The 21936-nt window shown below is 68.7% G+C and carries 18 protein-coding genes; 9 read left to right on the forward strand and 9 right to left on the reverse strand.

Annotation, left to right across the window (positions count from 1 at the left end):
* Positions 1 to 29 precede the first annotated feature (29 nt).
* From IT359_02910 to IT359_02950, 9 genes are all read right to left on the reverse strand, one after another.
* Positions 30 to 797, reverse strand: coding sequence for a polyphosphate polymerase domain-containing protein (locus tag IT359_02910; protein MCC6927921.1), 768 nt, complete (start codon positions 795 to 797; stop codon positions 30 to 32).
* A gap of 89 nt (positions 798 to 886) precedes the next feature.
* Positions 887 to 2491, reverse strand: coding sequence for a hypothetical protein (locus tag IT359_02915; GenBank protein ID MCC6927922.1), 1605 nt, complete (start codon positions 2489 to 2491; stop codon positions 887 to 889).
* Entirely contained in the window at positions 2475 to 3917 is a 1443-nt protein-coding gene (locus tag IT359_02920) for an FAD-dependent oxidoreductase (GenBank protein MCC6927923.1), read from the reverse strand. The genes IT359_02915 and IT359_02920 overlap by 17 nt, the downstream gene beginning before the upstream one ends.
* On the reverse strand, positions 3910 to 4872 hold the full coding sequence (locus tag IT359_02925; GenBank protein ID MCC6927924.1) for a flippase-like domain-containing protein: 963 nt from the start codon (positions 4870 to 4872) through the stop codon (positions 3910 to 3912). The genes IT359_02920 and IT359_02925 overlap by 8 nt, the downstream gene beginning before the upstream one ends.
* Positions 4869 to 5849 carry a glycosyltransferase family 2 protein gene (locus IT359_02930; protein MCC6927925.1) on the reverse strand — a complete coding sequence of 327 codons (981 nt, stop codon included), beginning with the start codon at positions 5847 to 5849 and terminating at the stop codon, positions 4869 to 4871. The genes IT359_02925 and IT359_02930 overlap by 4 nt, the downstream gene beginning before the upstream one ends.
* Positions 5842 to 7584 carry a glycosyltransferase family 39 protein gene (locus IT359_02935; protein ID MCC6927926.1) on the reverse strand — a complete coding sequence of 581 codons (1743 nt, stop codon included), beginning with the start codon at positions 7582 to 7584 and terminating at the stop codon, positions 5842 to 5844. Before IT359_02935 ends, IT359_02930 begins: the two co-directional genes overlap by 8 nt.
* A complete protein-coding gene (locus tag IT359_02940; protein MCC6927927.1) occupies positions 7581 to 8564 on the reverse strand; it encodes a GDP-mannose 4,6-dehydratase in 984 nt (327 codons plus the stop codon). Before IT359_02940 ends, IT359_02935 begins: the two co-directional genes overlap by 4 nt.
* The gene (rfbF, locus tag IT359_02945; GenBank protein MCC6927928.1) at positions 8561 to 9331 is read right to left on the reverse strand and encodes a glucose-1-phosphate cytidylyltransferase; all 771 of its coding nucleotides are present in this window, start codon (positions 9329 to 9331) and stop codon (positions 8561 to 8563) included. Before rfbF ends, IT359_02940 begins: the two co-directional genes overlap by 4 nt.
* A 4-nt stretch (positions 9332 to 9335) precedes the next feature.
* On the reverse strand, positions 9336 to 10643 hold the full coding sequence (locus IT359_02950) for a class I SAM-dependent methyltransferase (protein MCC6927929.1): 1308 nt from the start codon (positions 10641 to 10643) through the stop codon (positions 9336 to 9338).
* Positions 10644 to 11329: 686 nt separating this feature from the next.
* Between IT359_02950 and IT359_02955 the strand changes: the two genes are divergently transcribed.
* The 9 genes from IT359_02955 (at position 11330) to IT359_02995 (ending at position 21927) form a co-directional block, all read left to right on the forward strand.
* Complete coding sequence (locus IT359_02955; GenBank protein ID MCC6927930.1) at positions 11330 to 12127, forward strand: glycosyltransferase family 2 protein; 798 nt, start codon at positions 11330 to 11332, stop codon at positions 12125 to 12127.
* Between the two features lie 40 nt (positions 12128 to 12167).
* Positions 12168 to 13580, forward strand: coding sequence for an NAD(P)H-binding protein (locus tag IT359_02960; protein ID MCC6927931.1), 1413 nt, complete (start codon positions 12168 to 12170; stop codon positions 13578 to 13580).
* Positions 13573 to 15177, forward strand: a complete 1605-nt coding sequence (locus IT359_02965) for a GMC family oxidoreductase (protein ID MCC6927932.1) — start codon at positions 13573 to 13575, stop codon at positions 15175 to 15177. Before IT359_02960 ends, IT359_02965 begins: the two co-directional genes overlap by 8 nt.
* Before the next feature lie 396 nt (positions 15178 to 15573).
* The gene (locus tag IT359_02970) at positions 15574 to 16053 is read left to right on the forward strand and encodes a hypothetical protein (protein ID MCC6927933.1); all 480 of its coding nucleotides are present in this window, start codon (positions 15574 to 15576) and stop codon (positions 16051 to 16053) included.
* Complete coding sequence (locus IT359_02975) at positions 16054 to 16950, forward strand: hypothetical protein (protein MCC6927934.1); 897 nt, start codon at positions 16054 to 16056, stop codon at positions 16948 to 16950.
* A 1-nt stretch (position 16951) separates the two neighbouring features.
* On the forward strand, positions 16952 to 18472 hold the full coding sequence (locus tag IT359_02980) for an NAD(P)/FAD-dependent oxidoreductase (GenBank protein MCC6927935.1): 1521 nt from the start codon (positions 16952 to 16954) through the stop codon (positions 18470 to 18472).
* Positions 18473 to 18548: 76 nt separating this feature from the next.
* Entirely contained in the window at positions 18549 to 19652 is a 1104-nt protein-coding gene (locus tag IT359_02985; protein MCC6927936.1) for a glycosyltransferase family 4 protein, read from the forward strand.
* Positions 19649 to 20926 carry a glycosyltransferase family 4 protein gene (locus IT359_02990; GenBank protein ID MCC6927937.1) on the forward strand — a complete coding sequence of 426 codons (1278 nt, stop codon included), beginning with the start codon at positions 19649 to 19651 and terminating at the stop codon, positions 20924 to 20926. The genes IT359_02985 and IT359_02990 overlap by 4 nt, the downstream gene beginning before the upstream one ends.
* Positions 20923 to 21927: a GDP-mannose 4,6-dehydratase gene (locus IT359_02995; protein ID MCC6927938.1), complete on the forward strand. Its 1005-nt coding sequence runs from the start codon at positions 20923 to 20925 to the stop codon at positions 21925 to 21927. Before IT359_02990 ends, IT359_02995 begins: the two co-directional genes overlap by 4 nt.
* Positions 21928 to 21936 lie beyond the last annotated feature (9 nt).

Genomic DNA, 21936 nt, shown 5'->3' on the forward strand with positions numbered 1-21936 from the left:
CGTTCTCCGGATGTGGGGTCTGGGCTGCGTCAGGTATTCGCGCCGCCAAAGTAGTGCTTGTCGACGGCCGTGCAGTACTTGGACATGCGCACCACCTGCAGTCCGCGCTCGCAGATTGCCTTGGTGAGCCAGATGGGGGCGCGATGGTCGTACTTGATCTCGAGGACGGTCACGCGCGGGTCGATCACCGACCGCCCTTCCTCGAAGGGGCGCACGAGCGAGAAGTCGCGGGGATGGTAGAGGATGCGACCGTCGAACGTGATGCGCAGCTCGGGGTCGAAACGGCCAAACAGGGCGCGCCGGCGATAGCGGATCGCCATCCGAGGCTCGAGGCGCAGTCGCTGGACCATCAGCGCCACCTCGGTCGCCACCTCGTCGCCTTGCACCTGCGACCAGTCCACGCGCACATCGCCCTCGCCAAACACCGCCTGCACCCGTTCCACCGGCCACTGGATGCGCCGCTTGTGCAGCGTGCGGTCCTCACGACCCTTGATCTCGAGAAAGACGTCCGGGGCGTTGCCATACCGGCGAAAGCGCAGCTTCCGGCGGAACTTCACTCCCTCGATCTTCTCCCAGAACAGCGCCAGGTCGGGGGTATCCCAGTACACCGAGCTGATGGAGTACCCCCACTCCGGCGAATGCGGGTCGGGGCGCGTGTATGGCGCCAGGTCCGCCATCAGCCCCGGGACGTCCTTCGTCGCCACGAGGTATTTGACCTCGTACCGGTTCATCGTCTGGTGCAACGCCCCCGCCTTCACTCCGTCGCCGCGCGGGGCGCCTGGTGCGGTTGTCGCCATGACAGTGCGCAAGGAATACTCTGAGAAACGGGGCGAGGCGTTAGGCGTGCCGCCCCGTCGACAAGCAAGACCGATGCCGCCGCCTGTCGTCAGGCCGGCTGCGCCGCCTCCGCTCCGCGAGCCCTGCGGGGCAGGGGGACGAGCCAGATGGCCGCCACCAGCAGCGCCGCCAGGACAAACAGGGGGGTGGCGGTAAGACGACCGTCCCCCCACGGGAGGTACTGCGTCGTCATCTTGGACAGCGTGGTCACCACCGGGAGCGACACGCCGTCGCGCAGCACGCTCTCGATAGCCTGCACGACCCCCGCCTGGCTCCGCGTCATGGCCAGCGCCCAGTCGACGGCGAAGCCGGCAAGGAGCGCCACTGCCGAAACGGCGCGCGGCACCAGGCGCAGCACGTCGGCCGTGAGGAGAAAGAGGAAGGGGATCACCGGCATCAGGTAGCGGATCCCCGTCACCCACTGCAGGCGCGTGTACTGCACCGCGCTGAAGAAGACGACGAAGGCCAGCGACATGGCAAGGCAGACGAGCGCCTCGCGCAGTGGCAGGAGTGTGGCGCGCCTGGCGTGATAGTACGGCCACGCCAGCGCGAGGAGCAGGAGCGGCGCAGAGGTGAACAGTCCGTAGCGCGGCTCGGCGAGGAGCATCCAGAGGAGGTCGGGCTGCGGTCCGCCGACCCCCTTGTAGCCCACCTCGATCCACGTGACGGGGGCCATCCAGTTCTGCGGCGGGAGGATGAAGTTCCCGAACGCGGCCCACTGGTAGTACCAGAGCACCAGGATGGGCCCCAGCGCGCCGAGCGTGTACACCGCGCCGGCGGGGATCACCGCGCGCGCGCCACGATCGTCCCACGCCAGCCAGAGTGCGTACACGCCGAGCAGCCCGGTGGCCAGCGCGCCGCTGTAGTCGTTGAGGAAGCACGTCCCGCCCATGAGCCCGGCACCGAAGAGGCGGGCGTTCCACCCCCAACGACTCGTCGCGCGCCGGAGCGGATCCCACAGCACCGCGAAGCCCAGGAGGGCGAAGATCCCGATCGCCAGGTTCTGGTTCAGGTACGCGGTGCGAAAGAGGACGGGGGTGCAGAAGGCGTAGGCGAGCGAGAGCCACGTCGCCGATCGTTCGCGGATCCCCATCCCCAGCAGGAGTCGCAGGACTATCACGACACTAAACGCCGAGAGCGGTGCCATGCACAGGACCTGCGTGATGAGCCCGATGAGACCGAAGCGCAGGTCGACGCCGAGTGCGCGCGCGCGCTGGTAGAACGCGATGCGCATCTGGCGGGGGTCGCGGTAGGCGGCGGTGTCGGCGCCGCTCGCCTTGCGCCTGGCGAGGTCACGCTCGACCACGCGGTCCACCACCGGCTTGAGCAGGAGGTACGGCACCGCGGCGATCATCGAGATGCCGGGGTTCGCGCCATGGTGGACCCCGCCGTGCGGCGCCTCGGGCGGGTTCCTGAAGATGTCCGGGTGCATCCCGTAGTACTTCCCCAGGTCGAAGGAGCGGTCGTCGACCATGCTGGTGACGAGGAAGTGCTCGCGGACGAAGTCGGTGGCGAAGTGCAGCGAGAAGAGGACCCAGCAGGTGAAGAAGACGCGCCACTGCAGCGCGCGCGACGGGCGGCCGCGCGATGGACGGCCGCGCAACGGGACGGCGCGCGACTCGGCGCCGGCCGTCGCGTCAGTCCTCGACGACATGCGTCTCGAACTCCCTGCGCCAGGCGCGCCAGGCTACCGTATCGAATCCGTCGGGGCGCAGGCACTCGGCGGCCGCATAGCCCATGCGCAGGGCGTGATGCGTGTTGTCGTGTGCAAAGAGTCCCTGGCGCCCGAAGGTGAGGAAGCGAGGGAGCGAGTCGGCCCAGCGGTCGAGTGCGCCAAAGTGCGTCTCGTATCCGGTGAGGTAGATCGGGTAGGCCTGGCGCAGGCGGCGGGTGAAGACGGCGATCGGCGGCCGCGCCAGCGGCAGCCCGACCGTCCCGAGGTCGGCGGCCACCAGCTCGCCTAACGACGCATCGTCCATCTGCCACACGTCGTCGTCTGCCTCGCACGGCAACTCGGCGCACAGCACCGTCCTCCCCGTGGGCGGCACGGCATCGCGGTAGTTCTTCGGTTCCGAGAGTCGCGTGATGCGCACCGCCGACTCGGGGAGGTAGTGCGCGTCGTACTCCGTGAACTGCTCCACGTCGAGCTGCAGGTAGACCAGGATCATCGCCCGGTACCGGATCGACGCGGCGGCCGCCGGGACCGACGCGGGGATCTCCCCCTGGTACGCCCGCGCCACCGCCGTGATCGGGATGGTCGACCAGAGGTAGTCGGCTTGCAGCTGCTCGGTCCCGCGGTCGTCGCGGGCGAGCACCGTCCAGGGGGCGCGCTCGGTGGCGGGCGGGATCACCTGCTCCACACGGTGCTGGTAGCGGACCGATGCCCCGCTCGCGGCGGCAGCGGTTGCGTAGGCCTCGCAGATCTGCCCGAACCCCTGGCGCGGATAGTAGAACTTCCCCGTCATGGGTTGCCTGAGTCCGGGGAGCGCCCCGAAGACCTTCCGCATCAACCCGCCGAACGACGAGGCCTTCACGCGGCGGCGCGCCTGCACGGACGACAGTTGCTCGGGATCGAGCCCCCAGATCTTGCGCGCATACGGGAAATAGAAGTCGCGACAGATCGTCGGGCCTAACGAGTTCCAGAGCACGCCGGCAAAGTGGTCGGCTGGCGCTCCCGTCAGGTGCAAAGCCTTGCGCGCCATGTCGACGCTGGACGAGATCGCGAAGCCCTTGTCGAGGCGGAGCAGGAGGTCGGCGGGCTTGAGCGGGAAGTGGATCCACCGCCCGCGCAGGCGGATGCGCCCGTGCCGCGGGCGCACCAGCAGGTCCTCACCCACCAGCGCCTTGATGTCGGCGAGGATGTCGGGGTCGCTCGCCGGGTGCAGGCGGTGCGACCCGAAGTCGAGGCGCTGGCCGCCAAAGTCGAAGCTCCCCGCGTTCCCCCCGGGAACGGCATGCTGCTCCAGCACGGTCGCCGAGCCTCGCCCCTGGCGTTGCAGCTGTAGCGCCGCCCCCAGCCCGGCGGGGCCGGCGCCGAGGATCAGGACGCGCGGGGCGGTCACCGGGCGAGTGTCAGGCATTGGTGGGAGAGATCTCTGCGTTCGCGGCCACCGAGTCGGAACCGCCATTGGACGGGCGCAGCATCACCCACGTGGCCCCGCCAATCAGCCCGCCGCCAATGAGCACCGTTTGCCAGATGAGCGAGGCGGCCACTCCAGTCGCCATCGGGACCCCAAAGGGGAGCAGCAGGGCACCGAGCGATGCCTCTCGCACCGCCAGCCCCCCCAGCGAGATGGGGAGGAGTCCCGCCACCTTGGCCGCCGGCCAGGCGATGAGCCAGACCGAGAGGTCGACCCCGATCCCGATGGAGCGCCCGAGCGCCACGTTGAGCAGGACGAAGCCTCCCTGGATGACGAGCGACAGCGCGAGCGCCGTGGCCAGCGCCGACGGCGTCTTCCATGAGTGTCGTAGCGCCACGAGCAGGCGCCCGATGGGGCGGCGGAACTTCTTCGGCCATCGCGCGAGCGGGCGCTGCAGGACAAAGGGGAGCCCGGCCATCGCGAGGACCGCACCCACGACGACCACGACGGTAATCACCTGCCCCCACAGCCCCGGGAGCTGGTCGGTCGACAGGAGGAGCCCCAGCGCGAGGAGGATCCCCAGCGCCAGGATGTCGGAGAGGCGATCGGTCACCCCGCCTAACGTCACGGCCGCCGGGTTGCGCGTGATGCGGGACGCCATCGTCAGGCGCAAGATGTCGCCGCCAACGATCGTGGGCAGGCACAGGTTGGTGAACAGCCCCGCACCGTAGCACATGATCGCGTCGCGGAAGCCCAGGCGCGCCCGTCCGGCGTTCACCACCGTGCGCCACTTCACCACGCCAAGCAGGTGCCCTCCCACGAAGCCGGCCAGGAGCCCCAGCCAGGTGCGCAGCGAGAGGCGACGAAACGCCTCCTCGAGCTGTGACCACGGCAGGATCCAGAAGAGAAGCGCGAGGAGCCCGACGCTGACGATGGCCTTGGTCCGCCCCGTCATCGCTTCTGCGACATGCGCTGGTTCTGGTCCGCGAGGAGCCCCACCGCCCAGACCAGCATTGCCCCCAGGAACGCGAGGACCGCGCTCTCCGAGAGATTGTCCTTGTAGATGTCGTAGGCCAGCTTGCCCAGCCCCGCCACGAACATCGCCGCCCCCACGGGCAGGAAGACCTTGAGCGGGTTGAAGTAGACGATCGTGCGCACGATCAGCAGCGTGAAGTCGTACGCATGGCGCGCCCTGATTTTCGAGTTGCCGAGCCGCGCCGCGTAGTCGATCGGGACATACTCCATCGCGTGCCCGTTGCAGGCACACGAGAGCGTGATGGTCGTCGTGAACGAGAAGCCCTGCGGAAGGAGGAACTCGTACTTCTCCACCAGCTTCTTGCGCATGAGGCGCAATCCCGAGTTGATGTCGACCAGGTCGCGCTCTGCCAGGTAGCTCGCCAGCTTCTTGAGGAACCACTTGGCCGGACGGCGCTCCCACGGAATGCTCACCTCGGCACCCACCCGTGCGCCGACCACCATGTCGTTGGCCTCGGCGCGCGCCAGGATCCCCGGGATCGCCGCGACCGGATACGTCCCATCGGCGTCGGTGATGAGGATCCAGTCGTACTGCGCGTGACGGATCCCGAGCTTGAGCGCCGCGCCGTACCCCTGGTTGCGCACCCGGCGCAGCACGCGCGCCGACGTCGTGGCCGCGTTCTGCGACGTGTCGTCCTTCGAGCCGTCGTCGACGACGATGATCTCGTAGGTCCACCCGGTGTCCTTCATCACCTCGTCGACGTCGCGTATCTGCTGCGCGACGTGCGGCCCCTCGTTGTACGCCGGGATCACGACCGAGACCTGGCGCGCGGCGGCGGGGAACGAGGTGTCGACGATCTCGACCACGGATCCGTGTGCCCCGACCGTCGCGGTGGGGCTCGGCGACGGCGGCCGATGCGTGGGACTGGTGGTTTCCTGCAAGGCGTGATCAGGCACGTGACTTGTTCCGCACGAGAACGACGATGTCTCCACCGCCCACACTCCCCGAAAAGACGGCCGCCGTGTCATAGCGGCCGCGCAGCCAGTCGGCCACGTCGGGTTGGCGCGCCTCGAACAGCACCGGGAAGGTGACGACCACCCAGGTGCGCGCGTGCGCGGCCTCCACTTGCTGCAATTCGTCCAGCCGGTCCAGCGAATCGGCGGCGACGCCGAGGTACTTGCGGATCGGTTCATCCGTCACGCCTAACGTGACGACCGCGTCCCGCTCCCCCCGCGACGAGCGCAGGAAGTTGGCGGCCGCAACGAAATCCTGCTTGGGCCCCCACGCGCGTGGCACGGTGAGCGCGCTGGCCACCACCACGAGCGACGCCCCCACGGCCGCCATCCGGCGGGCCGTGGGCGCGTCCCATCGCCACACCTTCGCACCGATCCACTCCACCAATGCAAAGCCGCCACGCATGCCCAGCATCACGGCAAAGCCGGCGGCAAAGAAGAAGAAGCGTGGCCACAGGTTGTGCCGCGTGGCCATCATCACCCCGATCGTCGTGACCATCGGCATGACGATCAGGGCCAGCAGCAACCGCTGGTCCCGCAGGTACGACCAAACCCCGGCAGCCAGAACGCCCGCGGCGAGTACGACCGCCACCACACCCCCCGGGATCCCGGCCGCGAGTCGCGCCACCATCTCGGTCACGAACCAGAGCGGATTCTTCCATGCGATGGACGCGGGAGCACGCCCTGGCGCCACGGGAACGGTCGGCGCGGCATGGAGGATCACGTCCGGGAGCTGCGGCAGGACGGGGGCGTACAGCAGGATGGAGCAGAGCCCGGCAAGCGCGATCGCCCCCAGGGCGGGGACCACCACGTCGCGCGTCGCGGCGCCGCGTTCCAGTCCCAGCATCCTCGGCGCCGCGAGCGCGCCGAGGAGGATGACGGCGTGCCCCAGGGCGATCAGCGCCCCGGTAAGGTGGACCCACGTGGCCAGTCCCATGCTGATGGCGTACACCCACGCCCAGCGTCGCACGCTCCCCTCGCGGCGCACCAGTCGCCACAGCGCGAGCGTGGCGACGAGCGAGAGGGCGAGCAGCCCGGTGTAGCCGCGCGCGTTCTGCGAGAACCAGACATGGTGCATCGAGGCGGCGAGGAGCGCGGCCCCCAGGAAAGCCTCCGCGCGCGACGCCACGCGCCGGGCCAGCACATACAAGGCGGCAACGCTCGCCACCCCCAGCAGCACGGCCGGCAGCCGCAACGCGCTCGGCGAGTCGCCGAACACCGCAATCGACATTTGGGCCAGGAGGGTGTACAGCGGGTGCTGGTTCTGCGAGTCGTACACCACGAACGTCTCCACCATCGGGCGGCGGACATACGTGAGCAGCGTCGAGATCTCGTCGATCCAGAGGCCGCCATCGAGTCGCACCAGGCGCAGCGCGAGCGCCACGATGAGGAGCCCGCCGAGTGCCAGTCGCTCCGCACGTGGCCATGGCGCCTCGTCGCGCGCGGTTTGCGGGTGGCGTTCGCCGTCGCGCGCGCACAGTCGGTCGAGCACGACCGCTCCCACGCCGAACAGCAGCAGCGCTCCCTTGAGCACCCAGGCGCCGAGTTGCAGCTGCTGGGGGGTTGGTTCCGGCGCCAGGCCGGCCAGTGTCGTCGGGGAGACGAGCGCGAGGAGCGTTGCGGCTGCGAGCACCCACCAGCCGGCCGACAGTCGCCGCGGCGCCGGGGTGAGCGTCACGACTCGCGACGCTCGACGTAGTCGCCGTACCAGGCGACCGTCTCGCGCAGCGCCGCGTCCAGCGTCCAGTGCGGCGCCCACTGCATGCGCGCGCGCGCCTTGGCGCAGTCCAGGTACTGGCGCGAGATCTCGTTGGTGGCCTGGTTCAGGATCGTCAGCGGCAAGTCCTCGCGCCCCATCACGCGCAGGATCTCCCCCGCCATCTGCGTGACCGAGAGCGGCGTCTCCGTCCCGAAGTTGAAGGCCTCGCCGATGAAACCCTCCTCCGGGACGCGCTCGGCCAGCTGCAGGTACGCCTCCACCGCGTCGCGCACGAAGAAGTAGTCGCGCACGAACGTCCCGTCGCTGCGAATCACCGGCGACTCGCCCTTGAGCGCGGCGCGGATCGTCCCGGGCACCAGGCGGTTCCAGTTGAGGTCACCGCCGCCGTACAGGTTGCCGCACCGCGTCACCGCCACGGGAAGGCGGTACGAGTGGAAGTACGACAGCGTGATGAGGTCGGCGCACGACTTGGAGACGTCGTACGGGAAGCGCCCGATGAGCGGCGCATCCTCGGTGTAGGGCAGGGTGGGGTGCTCGCCGTACGCCTTGTCGCTCGACGCCACCACGATGCGCTGCACGCGCCCCGCCAGCTGCCGCGCCGCCTCGAGCAGGACCCACGTCCCCTTGATGTTCGCCTCGAACGTGGACAGCGGCGAGCGCGACGCCGTTCCAACGATCGTCTGCGCCCCGAGGTGAAAGACGGAATCGACCTCGTACTCGTTGAGGGCGCGCAACACCGTCTCGTAGTCCTCGAGCTCGCCGCGCACCACGCGGCACTTGCCGAGCGTTCCTGACGTCACCGCCTCGCTGTCGGCCACCCAGTCGCGCACCAGGCACACCACCGACGCCCTGCGACGCAGCAGCTCGCTCACCAGGTGCGAGCCCAGCAACCCCGTGGCTCCGGTCACCAGCACACGGCGCTCGTTCCAGAAAGTCATGTCCAGTTCTTCCAGGGCGCCTGTCCGCTCGCCCACAGTGATTCCAGCAGGTCGCGCTCCCGCACGGTATCCATCGGCTGGAAGAAGCCCCCGTGCTTGAACGCCATGAGCTGACCGTCCTCGGCGAGCCGCTCCAGCGGTTCGCGTTCGAGCACCGTCTCGTCGTCCACCAGGTAGTCCAGGACCCTCGGCTCGAGGACAAAGAAGCCGCCGTTGATCCACCCGCCCTCGGCCTGCGGCTTCTCCGTGAAGGCATGCACCCGGTCGCCGTCGAGCGAGAGCCCGCCAAAGCGCGCCGGCGGACGCACCGCCGTCACTGTTGCCAGTTTGCCATGCGACTGGTGAAAGGCCAGGAGCTGGCGCACGTCGACGTTGGACAAACCGTCGCCGTATGTGCAGAAGAAGCGCTCGCCGTCCAGGAAACGGTGCAGGCGCTTGAGTCGCCCGCCGGTCATCGTCTCCAGCCCCGTGTCGACCAACCCGACCTTCCAGTCCAGGCGCGATCCGTTCACGACGTCGACGGACCCGTTCGAGAGGTCGACGAAGAAGTCGCTCTCGCGCAGCGCGAAGTCGCGGAAGTACTGCTTGATGAACTCGCCCTTGTAGCCGCACGCCACCAGGAAGTCCTTGTGTCCTGCTGCGGCGAAGTAGTGCATCAGGTGCCAGAGGATCGGGCGCCCCCCGATCTCCACCATCGGCTTGGGACGCGCCGTCGTCTCCTCGGACAGCCGCGTCCCCTTGCCACCGGCCAGAATCACGACGCGCATGGGGCTAGGCGATCCGGGGAGAGGGAATGGGGATGATGAAGCGCCCGCCGCGGTCGCGATACGCCTGCTGCTGCTCCATGATCTCGTCGGCGAAGTTCCAGGCGAGGATCAGGACGAAGTCGGGGGCGCGATCGAGGAGCGTCTTCACGTCCAGCACCGGAATATGCATTCCCGGCGTGTACGTCCCCACCTTGAGCGGGTTGCGGTCGACGGTGTACGGGACGAGCGTCGGGTCGATGCCGCAGTAGTTCAGCATCGTGTTTCCCTTCGCCGGCGCGCCGTACCCGGCCACCACCTTGCCGCGACCGTGCAGCTCCTCCAGCATCAGGCGCAACGAGCGGCGATGCTCCGCGGCGCGACGGGCAAACTCCTCCCACGCTGCCAGCGTCGACAGTCCGTTCGCCGCCTCGGTCGCCATCATCTCGCGCGCGCGCGCGCCGTGCGCCGGCTGCTTGCGCATCCACACCCGAATCGTCCCGCCGTGCACCTCACGCTCCTGCACGTCGTCCACCGCCAGCCCCACGCGCTGCGCCAGGTGGGCCAGCGCGGTGACGGAGAAGTAGCACAGGTGCTCGTGGTAGATCGTGTCGTACTCGCAGTTGAGCAGCATCTCGCGCGCGTACGGCACCTCGACGATGACCGCGCCGTCGTCGGCGATGAGCGCTGCCGCCCCGCGCAGGAAGCCCTGCGTGTCGTCCACGTGCGCCAGCACGTTGTTGCCAATCACGGCGCGCGCGGCGCCATGCGTCGATCGCAACTCGTGGCCCGCTCCCTCGTCGAAGAAGCGGTTCACCGTCGGAATCCCCCGCGACGCCGCCAGGGCGGCGATGTTGCGCGCCGGCTCGACGCCGAGGATGCGCCCGCCAAACTCCTTGAAGCACCCCAGCAGCGACCCGTCGTTGCTCGCGACCTCCACCACCAGGTCGCCGGGTCCCAGCGTCAGGCGGTCGCGCACGGTGCGCGCATACTCCTGATTGTGCAACGCCATGGTCGACGACGTCCCCGTGACGTAGATGTACTCGCCAAACAGGACCTCGGGGTCGATCACGTCGGCCAGCTGGACCAGCGAGCACGTCGTGCAGAAGTACAGCTCGAGCGGGAACCGGCTCTCATGCCGCGCGTCGTCGCTCGAGCGCAGGAAGGCGTTGGCGAGCGGCTGATTCCCGAGTTGCAGGACGCGGTGCAGCGTTGCCTGCGTGCAGGCTCGGCAGGTGGTGCGCAGGTGGTGTACGCTCGTGCCGCGGCCGTCCGTTGCCTGCCAGCGCGATGTGCCTTGCTCCGGCGTCGAGGTCCTGGGGGACGGTGCGCTCATGCTCCCTTGCTCGCATGGCGGTGGGTGCACCGCCGTCCAATGAGTTGGCGCCCCGAGGCGCTCGACGAGGTGCGGCGAGGCATCGGTGTCGCGAGGGGTGAGCAGGACATTTCGGGGCAGGGGGAGCGGTGGAAACGGGGGGAGCAGAAAGAGCGACTGGAGCTACGCGCCAGCGCCTGGCGCCTTCGACTTTCCATTGTTGGATTTCGGTGGGTACCGATGTCAGCAAGGCCGGTGCCGGAAATGGTGGGTCTCACGTTCCCGAATGCGCCTCACCGTCGAGGGAGTCGCCCGATGCGTTCAGGGACGGCCCGGTGGAAGTTGCCGTAAACAATCTGTGTGTGGCGCGCCCGCGACATCGAACGGCGCCCGACGGCTCGCCGATCACTTGCTCCGGATCGCGCGGCGCCGCGCGAAGTGCGAGTCAGCGCGCGCCTGGCGCATCAATAGGATGTGTGGCTCGCCGCCCCCTCCCGCCCCACCTGCCCCGGCCGTTCCCGCCCCCGGCGACAGGGCGGCCCGGATTTCGCCATGCATCCGTTCGCCACCCGTCGATCGTGACGGCTTCCCTACCTTGGCCGGGCATTTGCTCTTCCGGGGTGGTCAACCACGACACGCATGGTTCTGGCGACCGCGGTACGCTCGCACGAGACAGCGTCGGAACGCACCACAAGGAGATCGGACTGATGGCGGTCTACCAGATTGAGGAGGTCAGCGGCTGGGACCCGAGGATCATGGTCGATGTCGTGATTCCAGTGTTGAACGAGGCCCACGTTCTCGGGAAGAGCGTTGCGACCGTGCGGCAGTTCCTCTCCAAGGCGCTCCCCTGTCGCTGGCGGGTGATCGTCGTCGACAACGGCTCCACCGACGGAACCGACCGGGTCGCGAAGGAACTCGCGGCGCAGTACGACGACGTACGCTTCCTCCAACTCCCGCAACGCGGCCGCGGGCGCGCGCTGCGCCAGGCCTGGAGCCAGAGCGACGCGGACGTGATGTGCTATACCGACGTCGACCTCTCGACCGAGTTGGCTGCACTCCCCAAGATGGTGCACTCGATTGTCGTCGACGGCTTCGACCTGGCTACCGGCTCGCGCCTCCTTCCGCAGTCGCGCACCACTCGCTCGGTCAAGCGCGAGTTCATCTCACGCTCGTACAACCTCTTCATCAAGGCAGTCCTCTGGACCTCGTTCTCGGATGCGCAGTGCGGCTTCAAGGCCATTTCGCGCGCCGCGATGGCCGACCTGATCCCGCAGGTGCATGATCAAGCCTGGTTCTTCGACACCGAGCTCCTGGTGCTGGCGGAGAAGAAGGGATACCAGATCGCTGACATCCCGGTGGAATGGATCGAGGACGACGACAGCCGCGTGAAGATCGTGAAGACTGCGTGGGACGACATCAAGGGCGTCTTCCGCATTCGCCTCAAGCTCTGGCGCGACCTGCTGTCGCCGAGCGCCGCTCCCGCGCGGGCGCTCAAGCGCCCCTGAGCCGCAGCGCCTCACGGCAGTCCTCACTCCTGGTCTGGCCATGAAGGCTGGCTCCTTTCCGCCGGTCGTCCTCACGGGGGCGACCGGCTTTCTCGGTCAACGCGTGTTGCACCTCCTGGCGCAGCGCGGCGCACCATCGGTGCGGGTCGTGGCCCGTCGCGCCACGGCGCTGGCGCGCGGACCGCAGTGGCGTCCTGGCTGGACTGCCGTTGACTGCGACCTCGCGGCTTCCCCGCTTCCCGACGACGTCGTCACGGCGGGGAGCGTCGTCCTGCACCTGGCGGCCGCCACCGGCAAGGCCACCCCCGAGGCCATGCGAGCGGTCAACGTCGAGGGGACGCGCCGAGTCGTCGACGCGGCGCGCGCCGGCGGGGCAGCTCACCTCATCTTCGTCTCGTCGATCGCGGCCTCGTTTCGCGACCAGCGGTGGTACCACTACGCGCACGCCAAGCTCGAAGCCGAATCGATCGTTGCTTCGAGCGGCGTCCCCTGCTCGATCGTTCGCCCCACGATGATCTTCGGCGATGGGTCGCCGATCCAGGCGGCGCTCACCGGGCTGGCGAACGGCGGTGCCCCCATCGTGCTGGGAAGCGGCGAGGTGCTCGTCCAGCCCATCCACGTCGACGACCTCGCTGCCTTCCTGGTCGCCCTCGCCGGCGACGATCCCTCCGGCACGACGCCGATGGAAGTTGGCGGCGGAGAGCGCCTGACGATGCGCGCGCTGCTCGCACGCGTGCGAGCCGCGTCTGGCCTAAAGCCCCGAAGCCCCGTGGGCGTTCCGCTCGCCCTCCTTCGAGCGATGCTTGGCGCCGCCGAGCGAGTTGTCGGAACCGCGCTCCCGATCACGGCCGGACAGCTGGCGTCGTTCGTGAACGATTCGGCGGCGGTGCCCAACCCGCTGGTAGCCCGCTTGCTTCCCGCGCCACGCGGCGTCGATGCAATGCTCGTGGCGGAAGCCGGTGCGCCGCCTCTCGCCGGCCACTCGTCAGGCGCCGCCGAGCGCGCCGATCCGGCGGCGCTGGCGCACGAGTTCTCCGTCTTTGCGCGCTACCTCGGCACCGTGTCGGTCGATGAACGGCTGGCCGCTGCATACGTGCGGGCGCACCAGTCGCTCCCGCCAGGCGCAAGCGATGGGCTCGACGCGTGGTTGTTCCAGTGGGGGCGCAGTGGAACGGTTGCCTGTACGCTGTCCGACTGCTACGCGCGGCGCGTGCGCCCGTTCGGCCTGTTGCGGCGCAAGCTCGTGCTGGCGCTCGCGGTGCTCGAGTCCATGCCCGCGACGCACGCACGTTACGACACCGCGCGTCATGCCTCGGCCACGGCGTCGTGGCTCGCCCTCGTGGCGTTAGGGGTGCGCTGGGTGGCGTGCACGGTCGCCGCCGTCGTCGTGCTCCTCCCCGTGCACTTCCTCCTCTCGCTGCGCGGAGCGCGCGCGTCGACCGGCCATGGCTGAATTCCTGGTGGTTGGTTCCGGCGCCACCGGTGTGCACTTCGCGCAGACGATGCTCGAGCGCGGTCACGATGTCACGCTGCTCGACGTGGGATTCGAGCGCCCGGAGCCTCCGCACCCCGACTCGGCGTTCATGGCGCTCAAGGACGCGTTGGACGACGACGGCGCGTACTTCCTCGGCCCACGTGGCGAGGCGGTGGTGTATCCCTCAGCGCATGCCAAGCCGTACGGTTTCCCCCCAAGCAAGGAATACGTCTTTCGTCGCCCGGCCGGCGAGGGCGTGGTCGAGCGGGGATTCCACCCCATGCTGTCGTACGCACGCGGTGGACTGGCCGAGGCGTGGACCGGTGGTTCGTATGAACTGCGGGACGAGGAATTCGTGGACTTCCCGTTCCGTGCGGGCGACATGCGGCCGCACTACGCCACCGTTGCGCGACGCATCGGCGTGACCGCCGCCCCCGACGACCTCCAGCGTTTCTCGCCACTCACGGCACCGTACCTGCCACCGCTCGAGCCCGACGCACACTCGGCCTGGATCGCCGCTCGTTATGCGCAGCGTCGCGAGCGTGTCAACGCGCTCGGCGTCCACCTCGGGCGCTCGCGCGTGGCCGTGCTGTCGCGCGATCACGGGTCGCGACGCGCCTGCGGAGAGTTAGGGCGATGCCTGTGGGGGTGCCCGCGGGGGGCGCTGTACCGCCCCAGCCTCACGCTCGCCGACCTCCAGCAACATGCGCGCTTTGTGTACCGGCCCGGCGTGCAGGTGCGGCGCGTCCTCGTTGCGGCCGACGGTCGCGCCGCAGGCGTCGTCGCCATGCCGCTGGGTGGCGGCAGCGAGTTCGAGGTGCGCGCCGACCGTGTCATCCTCGCCGCCGGTGCGCTGGCCACGTCGCTCATCTACCTGGAAACTCGCCTTGCTCGCGGCGAGACCGACCCGTCACTCGCCGGGTTGATGGACAACCGTCACGTGATGGTCCCGTTCGTCAACCTCGCGCGCCTGGGGGCCAAGGTGGAGCTGGATTCCTACCAGTTCCACATGCTCGCCATGGCGATCGACACGGGCGACTGGCGGCACGACGTGCACGGCCAGGTGACGGCGCTCAAGGCGGCCGCGGTGCACCCCATTGTCGCGCCGCTCCCGTTCGACCTCGCAACGTCGCGTCGCGTCTTCCAGCGCATGCGCGCAGCGCTCGGGGTGGCGAACATCTGGCTGGCGGATACGAGGCGTGACGTGAATCGGGCGCGCATCCAGCAGCGCGACGCCGCCCCTCCGCAACTCGTGCTGGAGTACGGCGACGATTCGAGCGACCTCCCGGCGACCGAGCGCGCCATCGCTACCACGCGGCGAGCGCTCGGCGCTCTTGGCTGCATCGCCCCCCGCGGCATGGTGCAGGTGCTCGAGCGCGGGTCGAGCGTGCATTACGCGGGGACGATTCCCATGACCCATCTGGAGCAGGAGCATACCTGCCGCCCCGATGGCGAGGTGCGAGGGCTCCCCGGATTGCACGTCGTGGATGGGGCGGGCTTCCCCTGGTTGCCGGCCAAGAACATCACCTTCTCGCTCATGGCGAACGCCGTGCGGATCGCCGAGCTGCTCGCCTGACGGCACGGATGGGGCCGGCATTTCTCGCCGCCGCGTGGCAGAGGTCCAACATGATGCAAAGGCTTGTGGCGATACCTCCACATCGGCGGGCGGATCGGTTCCCGAATCAACGGGCCTCCGCGACGCGTCGAGATCTTCTAAGGTGTTGTATCACAATGGGTTGGTTGGTTCACTCCCGCGCCGGTTCCCACGAGGCTGCTCCGGCAGCACCCTTGCACCAGCAAACAGGCAGCTGATCGCTTCCTGATCGGCCAGGTACGACGGGATTCGCTCGCTCCCCTCAATGCGAGCACCCTCGCTGGATGGAGTCCATCTGTGGAACGCGTCGCCGAAGGGGCCGGAATGGAGCGAGTCGAGTCGGGCAGTCGCCGCGTGCCCGGTGCATCACTCTCCGTGGTGCTTCTGTCCGACGGAGATGCCTCGGCGCTGGAGCGCGCCCTGACGTGCATTGCATCGCCGTGCCGCCGCCTTTCCGCCGAGATCCTCGTGGTTCGCGTGGACTGTCCCGACCAGAAACGCACGCTCGATGCGGCCTATCCCGGGGTTCACTTCATCGATGTGGACGCCAGCTCGACGCTCTCGGAGCGGCGTGAACTTGGGATCAGCCGAGCCTCGGGCGACATCGTTGCGGTGAAGATCGACGGAGAGGTGGGTGATTCGTCGTGGCTCCGTCCCTTCGAGCGCGTGGTGGTGACGAGCGACGACGCACCGATGCTTGATCGCGATGCGACGCCGGCCCCTGTTCGAGCAGACGATTCCGCGGAACGCAAGCGCTCGCGGACCGGACGCCCTGCCGTCCCCGCGGCGGCGCGCCGCGACCGACCGATGTCCACGACTGCCGCCGACGCACTCCTGGCGCACGTTCGCGAGATGTAGGTGCCCGCGGCCGAGCTGTCGGTCGTCGTCCCCGCTGTCAACGAGATCGAGATCATCCTCGAATCGCTCGAAGCCCTCGAGCGCGAGCGTTCGCAGGTCGTCCTCGAGATCCTGCTCGTCAATCGACTGGGAGCCCCGGTTCGCGACGCTGTCTTGCGTGCCTTCCCGCACACTCGCGTCCTGGACGTTCCCGGCACGACCTCCATTCCCCAGATGCGAGCGCTTGCGTTCGGCGAGGCAACTGCGCCGTCGGTGGCCGTCATCGAGGACCACGTCATCGTCTTCCCGGGGTGGGCCCGTGCGCTCCTCGAAGCGCAGGGAGAGCTGACACCTGTGGTGGGGGGGGGGTTGGAGAACGGCGCCACCTCGACGCTGGTCGACTGGGCGGCATTCCTCTGCGAGTACAGCGCCTGTATGCCTCCGCTTCCCGCGGGTCCCTCGCGGTGGCTCCCGGGAAACAACATCGTCTACCCTCGAGCGTTGCTCGAGCGCTATCGGTCGGTCGTGGCGTCGGGGGGGTGGGAGAATCGCCTGCATGAAGCGATGCGGCGGGACGGCATCCCGCTCACGCTGCGTCCGGAGATCGTGGTGAAGCACAAAATGCACTTCACGGTTGGGTCGTACGCGTCGCAGCGGTATCTGTACTCCCGCTCGTACGCGGGAATCCGGGATGAAGGCGCGACCCTTGCAAGGAGGGTTGTACTTGCAGCGTCGGCATTCGCCCTGCCACCCGTGCTGCTCTGGCGCATCGTGTCCGGAGTGCTACGGAAGGGGCGACACGTCGGGCAGCTCGTGAAGTCGTTGCCACTCCTCACGTACTTCGTCGTCGCTTGGGCGGCGGGAGAAGCGGTCGGGACGCTGGCCGGGGCAGGGGACTCTCTCTCAAAGGTGCGATAGCTTGAGCGGGACAGCAGACAGTACACCACGTCGCGTAGCGCAGCTTAAGCACGGGGATCGTGTCGTCGTCATTGGCGGCGGCCCGGCCGGGCTCACGGCCGCGTACCTGCTGGCGAAGGATGGCGTCGCGGTAACGGTGCTGGAGTCGGATGACATCGTCGGCGGCATCTCGCGCACGGCGCGCTACAACGGCTATCGCTTCGACATCGGGGGACACCGGTTCTTCACGAAGATTGCGCCGGTCGAGGAGCTCTGGAAGGAGATCCTGGGATCGGAGTTCATCTCCGTGCCGCGCCTCTCGCGCATTCACTACATCGGCAAGTACTTCGACTATCCGCTCAAGGCGAAGAATGCGTTGTTCGGCCTTGGGATCTGGGAGACGGTTCGCTGCGTGGCCAGCTACGTGAAGTGGCATTTCCAGCCCTATCCCGTCGAGGAGAACCTGGAACAGTGGGTCACCAACCGCTTCGGGAAGCGGTTGTTCGAGATCTTCTTCAAGACCTACACAGAGAAAGTCTGGGGCATTCCCTGTCACGAGATTCGCGCGGAGTGGGCGGCACAGCGTATCCAGGGGCTGTCGCTGGCCAAGGCGATCCTCAACGCGGCTTCGCTCCAGCGTCGCGGTGAATCGATCAAGACGCTCATCAACGAGTTCCAGTACCCGCGCTTTGGCCCGGGGCAGATGTGGGAGACCGCAGCCCAGCGCATCGAGGAGATGGGCGGGCAGGTCCTGATGAAGCACGAGGTGACGGCGCTCGAGATGAAGGACGGCGAGGTGGTCGCCATTCGCGCCCAGTCGCCGGTGGGGGAGCGCCGCATCGAGGCGCAGCACTTCATCAGCACGATGCCCATCAAGCACCTCGTGCGCTCGTTCGACCCGCGGCCGCCCGCCGACATCATGCACGGGGGCGATGGCCTCAACTATCGCGATTTCCTCACCGTCGCGGTGATGGTGGACCAGGAGGACCTGTTCCCGGACAACTGGATCTACATCCATACACCGGGGGTCAAGGTCGGCCGCATCCAGAACTTCAACAACTGGAGCAAGGCGATGGTGCCGCGCCCGGGGACGACCTGCCTCGGGCTCGAGTACTTCTGCTTCGAGGGCGACGGGCTCTGGACCTCGAAGGACGAGGATCTCATCGACCTTGCGCGCCAGGAGCTGGGACAGCTCGGGCTCGCCGACCCGTCGAAGATCTTCGACGGCTGCGTGGTGCGGCAGCAGAAGGCGTATCCCGTCTACGACTCGGTCTATGCCGATCACCTCAAGACGGTGCGCACGTACATCGACGCCATCCCCAACCTGCACACCGTCGGGCGCAATGGCATGCACAAGTACAACAACGCCGATCACTCGATGCTCACGGCGATGATGGCGATTGCCAACATGCGCGGTGCGCAGCACGATGTGTGGGCGGTCAACACGGACTACGAGTACCACGAGGAGCAGAAGCTCGAGCCCGATGTCTCGAAGGGGGCACCTCCCGCGTCGGCGCCGATGCCTCGCGCCGGCGTCGCGTGAACGCGAGGTGCGGATCGGGGTCGATGCCACGTGCTGGGCCAACGCGCGCGGGTACGGACGGTTCGCGCGCGAGCTGATGCAAGCCATGGTCACACTGGCGCCGCAGCATCGATTCGTTTGTGTGGGCGACCGGCGGGCGTTCGACGCCTTCCCGCTCGACGCGCCGAACGTGGAGCGCGTGGAAGTCGCGCTCGATGCGTCGCCGACGCTGGCCGCGGCGGCCGATGGTGCGCGCAGCGTGGCCGACATGCTGCGGCTCACGCGCGCGGTGCGCGCGGCGCGGCCCGACGTGTTCTTCTCCCCCTCGGTCTACACCTACTTCCCGCTCCCGCCGGGCCTGCGCGCCGTGGTGACGATCCACGACGCCATCGCCGAGCGATTCCCGCACCTCACGCTCCCCACGGCGCGCGCGCGCCTGTTCTGGAAGCTCAAGGTGAAGCTGGCCATCGCCCAGAGCCGGCTGGTCCTCACGGTGTCGGACTACGCCCGCCGCGACCTCGAGCGCGTCCTCGGGATCGCGCCGTCGCGCCTGCGCGTGGCGGTGGAGGCGCCGGCGGGGGCGTATCACCCCGTTGCGCCTGACGAGAGCCGTGCCGCGGCGCGCGAGGCAGGGGTGCCTGACGAGTCGGGGTGGTTCACCTACGTGGGGGGCTTCAACCCGCACAAGCGGCTCGACCTCATTCTGCGCGCGCATGCCGCGCTGGCGCGCGAGCTCGAGCATCCGCCGCACCTCCTGCTGGTGGGGACGCTCACGGGCGACGTCTTTCATGGCGAGTCCGGGAGGTTGCGGGGGATCGTGGCCGAGTGCGGGACGGAGGCGCTGGTGCACTGGACCGGCTTCGTCCCCGATGAGCGCCTCCGGCAGCTGCACGCCGGGGCCATCGCGGCGCTCCTCCCGTCGGAGTGCGAGGGGTTCGGGCTGCCGGCCGTCGAGGCGGCGGCGTGCGGCGCCCCCGTCATTGCCACTACGGAGAGTCCGCTCCCCGAGCTGCTGGCGGGGGGAGGGATCTTTGTCGCGCCGGGCGACCTGGCGGCGCTCACCGTCGCGATGCGACGCCTGGCCACCGACCGCGCCCTGCGCGACTCGTTAGGGGCGGCGGCGCTGGCGCAGACGCGGCGCCTGACCTGGGAGTCGGGGGCGCGTGCCGCACTCGGCGCCCTGGAGGAGGCGGCCGCGTGAGCGCGCTTCGATTCCTCATGCTCACCACGTTCTACCCGCCCTACAACTTCGGAGGGGACGGGATCGGGATCCAGCGCCTGTCGCGCGGACTCGTGAAGCGTGGGCATCATGTGACCGTGGTGCACGACGCCGACGCCTACAACCTGCTGCGCGCCACGCCGGAGCCCGTCGCGCCGCTGCGCGACGACGACGAAGGGGTCGAGGTCATCCGGCTCAAGTCGTCCGTCCCCTTGCTGTCGGCGGTGCTCACGCAGCAGCTGGGGCGCCCGGTGGTGAATGGCGGGCGGCTCGCGCGCATCGTGGGCGACGGGCGGTTCGACGTCGTGAACTTCCACAACATCTCGCTGCTTGGCGGCCCCGGCGTGCTGCAATACGGGGGCGATGCCGTGACGCTGTACATGGCGCATGAGCATTGGCTCGTTTGTCCCATGCACGTCCTCTGGCGCCACAATCGCGAGCTGTGCACGGGGCGCGAGTGCGTGCGGTGCACGCTGGCCTATGGCCGCCCGCCGCAGTTCTGGCGCGGCACCGGCTACCTCGAACGAGAGTTGGAGCGCGTCGACGCCATCATCGCGATGAGCGAGTTCTCGCGGCGCAAGCATGCCGAGTTCGGCTTCGCGCGCGAGATGGAGGTCCTGCCGTACTTTCTCCCCGATCCCGAACAGGAGGAGGCCCCGCGCCCGGCGGGGGCGGCGCCGCACGACCGGCCGTACTTCTTCTTTGTCGGGCGGCTCGAGATCATCAAGGGATTGCAGGACGTGATCCCCGTCTTCCGTCGCTTTCCCGACGCCGACCTGCTCATTGCCGGCGACGGGAACTACATGGCGACGCTGCGCGAGCTCGCGGACGGGATGCCTAACGTGAAGTTCCTCGGGCGGGTCGCGCCCGAGGCACTGCGCCAGTACTATCAACACGCGCTCGCCCTCGTCGTCCCGTCGCTCTGCTTCGAGACGTTCGGCATCGTCCTCATCGAGTCGTTCCGCCAGGGGACGCCGGTCATCGCCCGCCGCCTGGGGCCATTCCCGGAGATCGTCGAGCGCTCGGGAGGGGGCGAGCTGTTCGAGTCGCAGGACGAGTTGCTGGGCGCCATGCGCCGCCTGCAGCAGGACGCGTCGTATCGCGCGCAACGCTCGCGCGCCGGCTATCGCGCCTACGCCGAGCACTGGTCGGAGCGCGTGGTGATTCCGCAGTATCTCGACATCGTCCGGCGCGCGGCCGCGCGCCGGACCAACCGCCGCGTCCTGGACGCGTTAGCACAGCTGGAGGTCGTGTGAAGGTCCTCATCACCGGTGGGTGCGGGTTCATCGGTTCCCATCTCGCGGAACGCCTCCTCGATCGCGGCGACCGGGTGCAGGTGCTGGACGACCTGTCCACCGGCAGCATGGACAACATCGAGCACCTCATCGCGCGTCCCGGCTTTGCCTATCGCATCGGCTCAGCGCTCGATGTCCCGCTCGTCGCCGAACTCGTCGACGGCGCCGACATCACCGTGCACCTGGCGGCCGCCGTCGGCGTCAAGCTGATCGTCGAGAAGCCGGTGCACACGATCGAGACCAACGTGCGCGCCACCGAGGTGGTCCTGGGAGCGGCGTCGCGAAAGCGGAAGCTCGTCGTCGTCGCCTCCACGTCGGAGGTCTATGGCAAGTCGACCTCGTTCCCCTTCCGCGAAGACCAGGACCTGCAACTCGGCCCCACGACGCATTCGCGCTGGGCCTATGCCTGTTCCAAGGCGCTCGACGAATGGCTCGCACTGGCCTACCTGCGCGAGAAGGGCGTCCCCGTCATCGTGACGCGCTTCTTCAACACGGTGGGGCCGCGCCAGACAGGGCAGTACGGAATGGTGCTCCCCAGCTTCGCCGCCCAGGCGCTGCGTAATGAACCCATCACGGTGTACGGCTCCGGCGATCAGTCGCGCTGCTTTGGCCATGTGAACGACGCGGTGGAGGCGCTGCTACGCCTCATCGCCTCGCCTTCTGCCATCGGCGAGGTCTTCAACGTCGGAGCCACGCAGGAGATCTCGATCCGCGCCCTGGCCGAGCAGGTGCGCGACGCGGCCGGTTCCCGCTCCGAGATCCGGCTCGTTCCCTATGGCGAGGCGTACGCCGCCGGCTTCGAGGACATGATGCGGCGCGTGCCCGACGTCACAAAGCTGGAGCGCGTGACCGGCTTTCGTCCGAGCACGTCTCTTGAAGTGATCATCCGTGACGTCGTTGCCGACCAGCGCGCGCGCCTTTCGGCGTACACGCCGGCTCGCCCGGGCGTCGGGGCATCCTGACCATCCTGA

The sequence above is a fragment of the Gemmatimonadaceae bacterium genome, assembly GCA_020852815.1.
Taxonomy (GTDB): domain Bacteria; phylum Gemmatimonadota; class Gemmatimonadetes; order Gemmatimonadales; family Gemmatimonadaceae; genus SCN-70-22.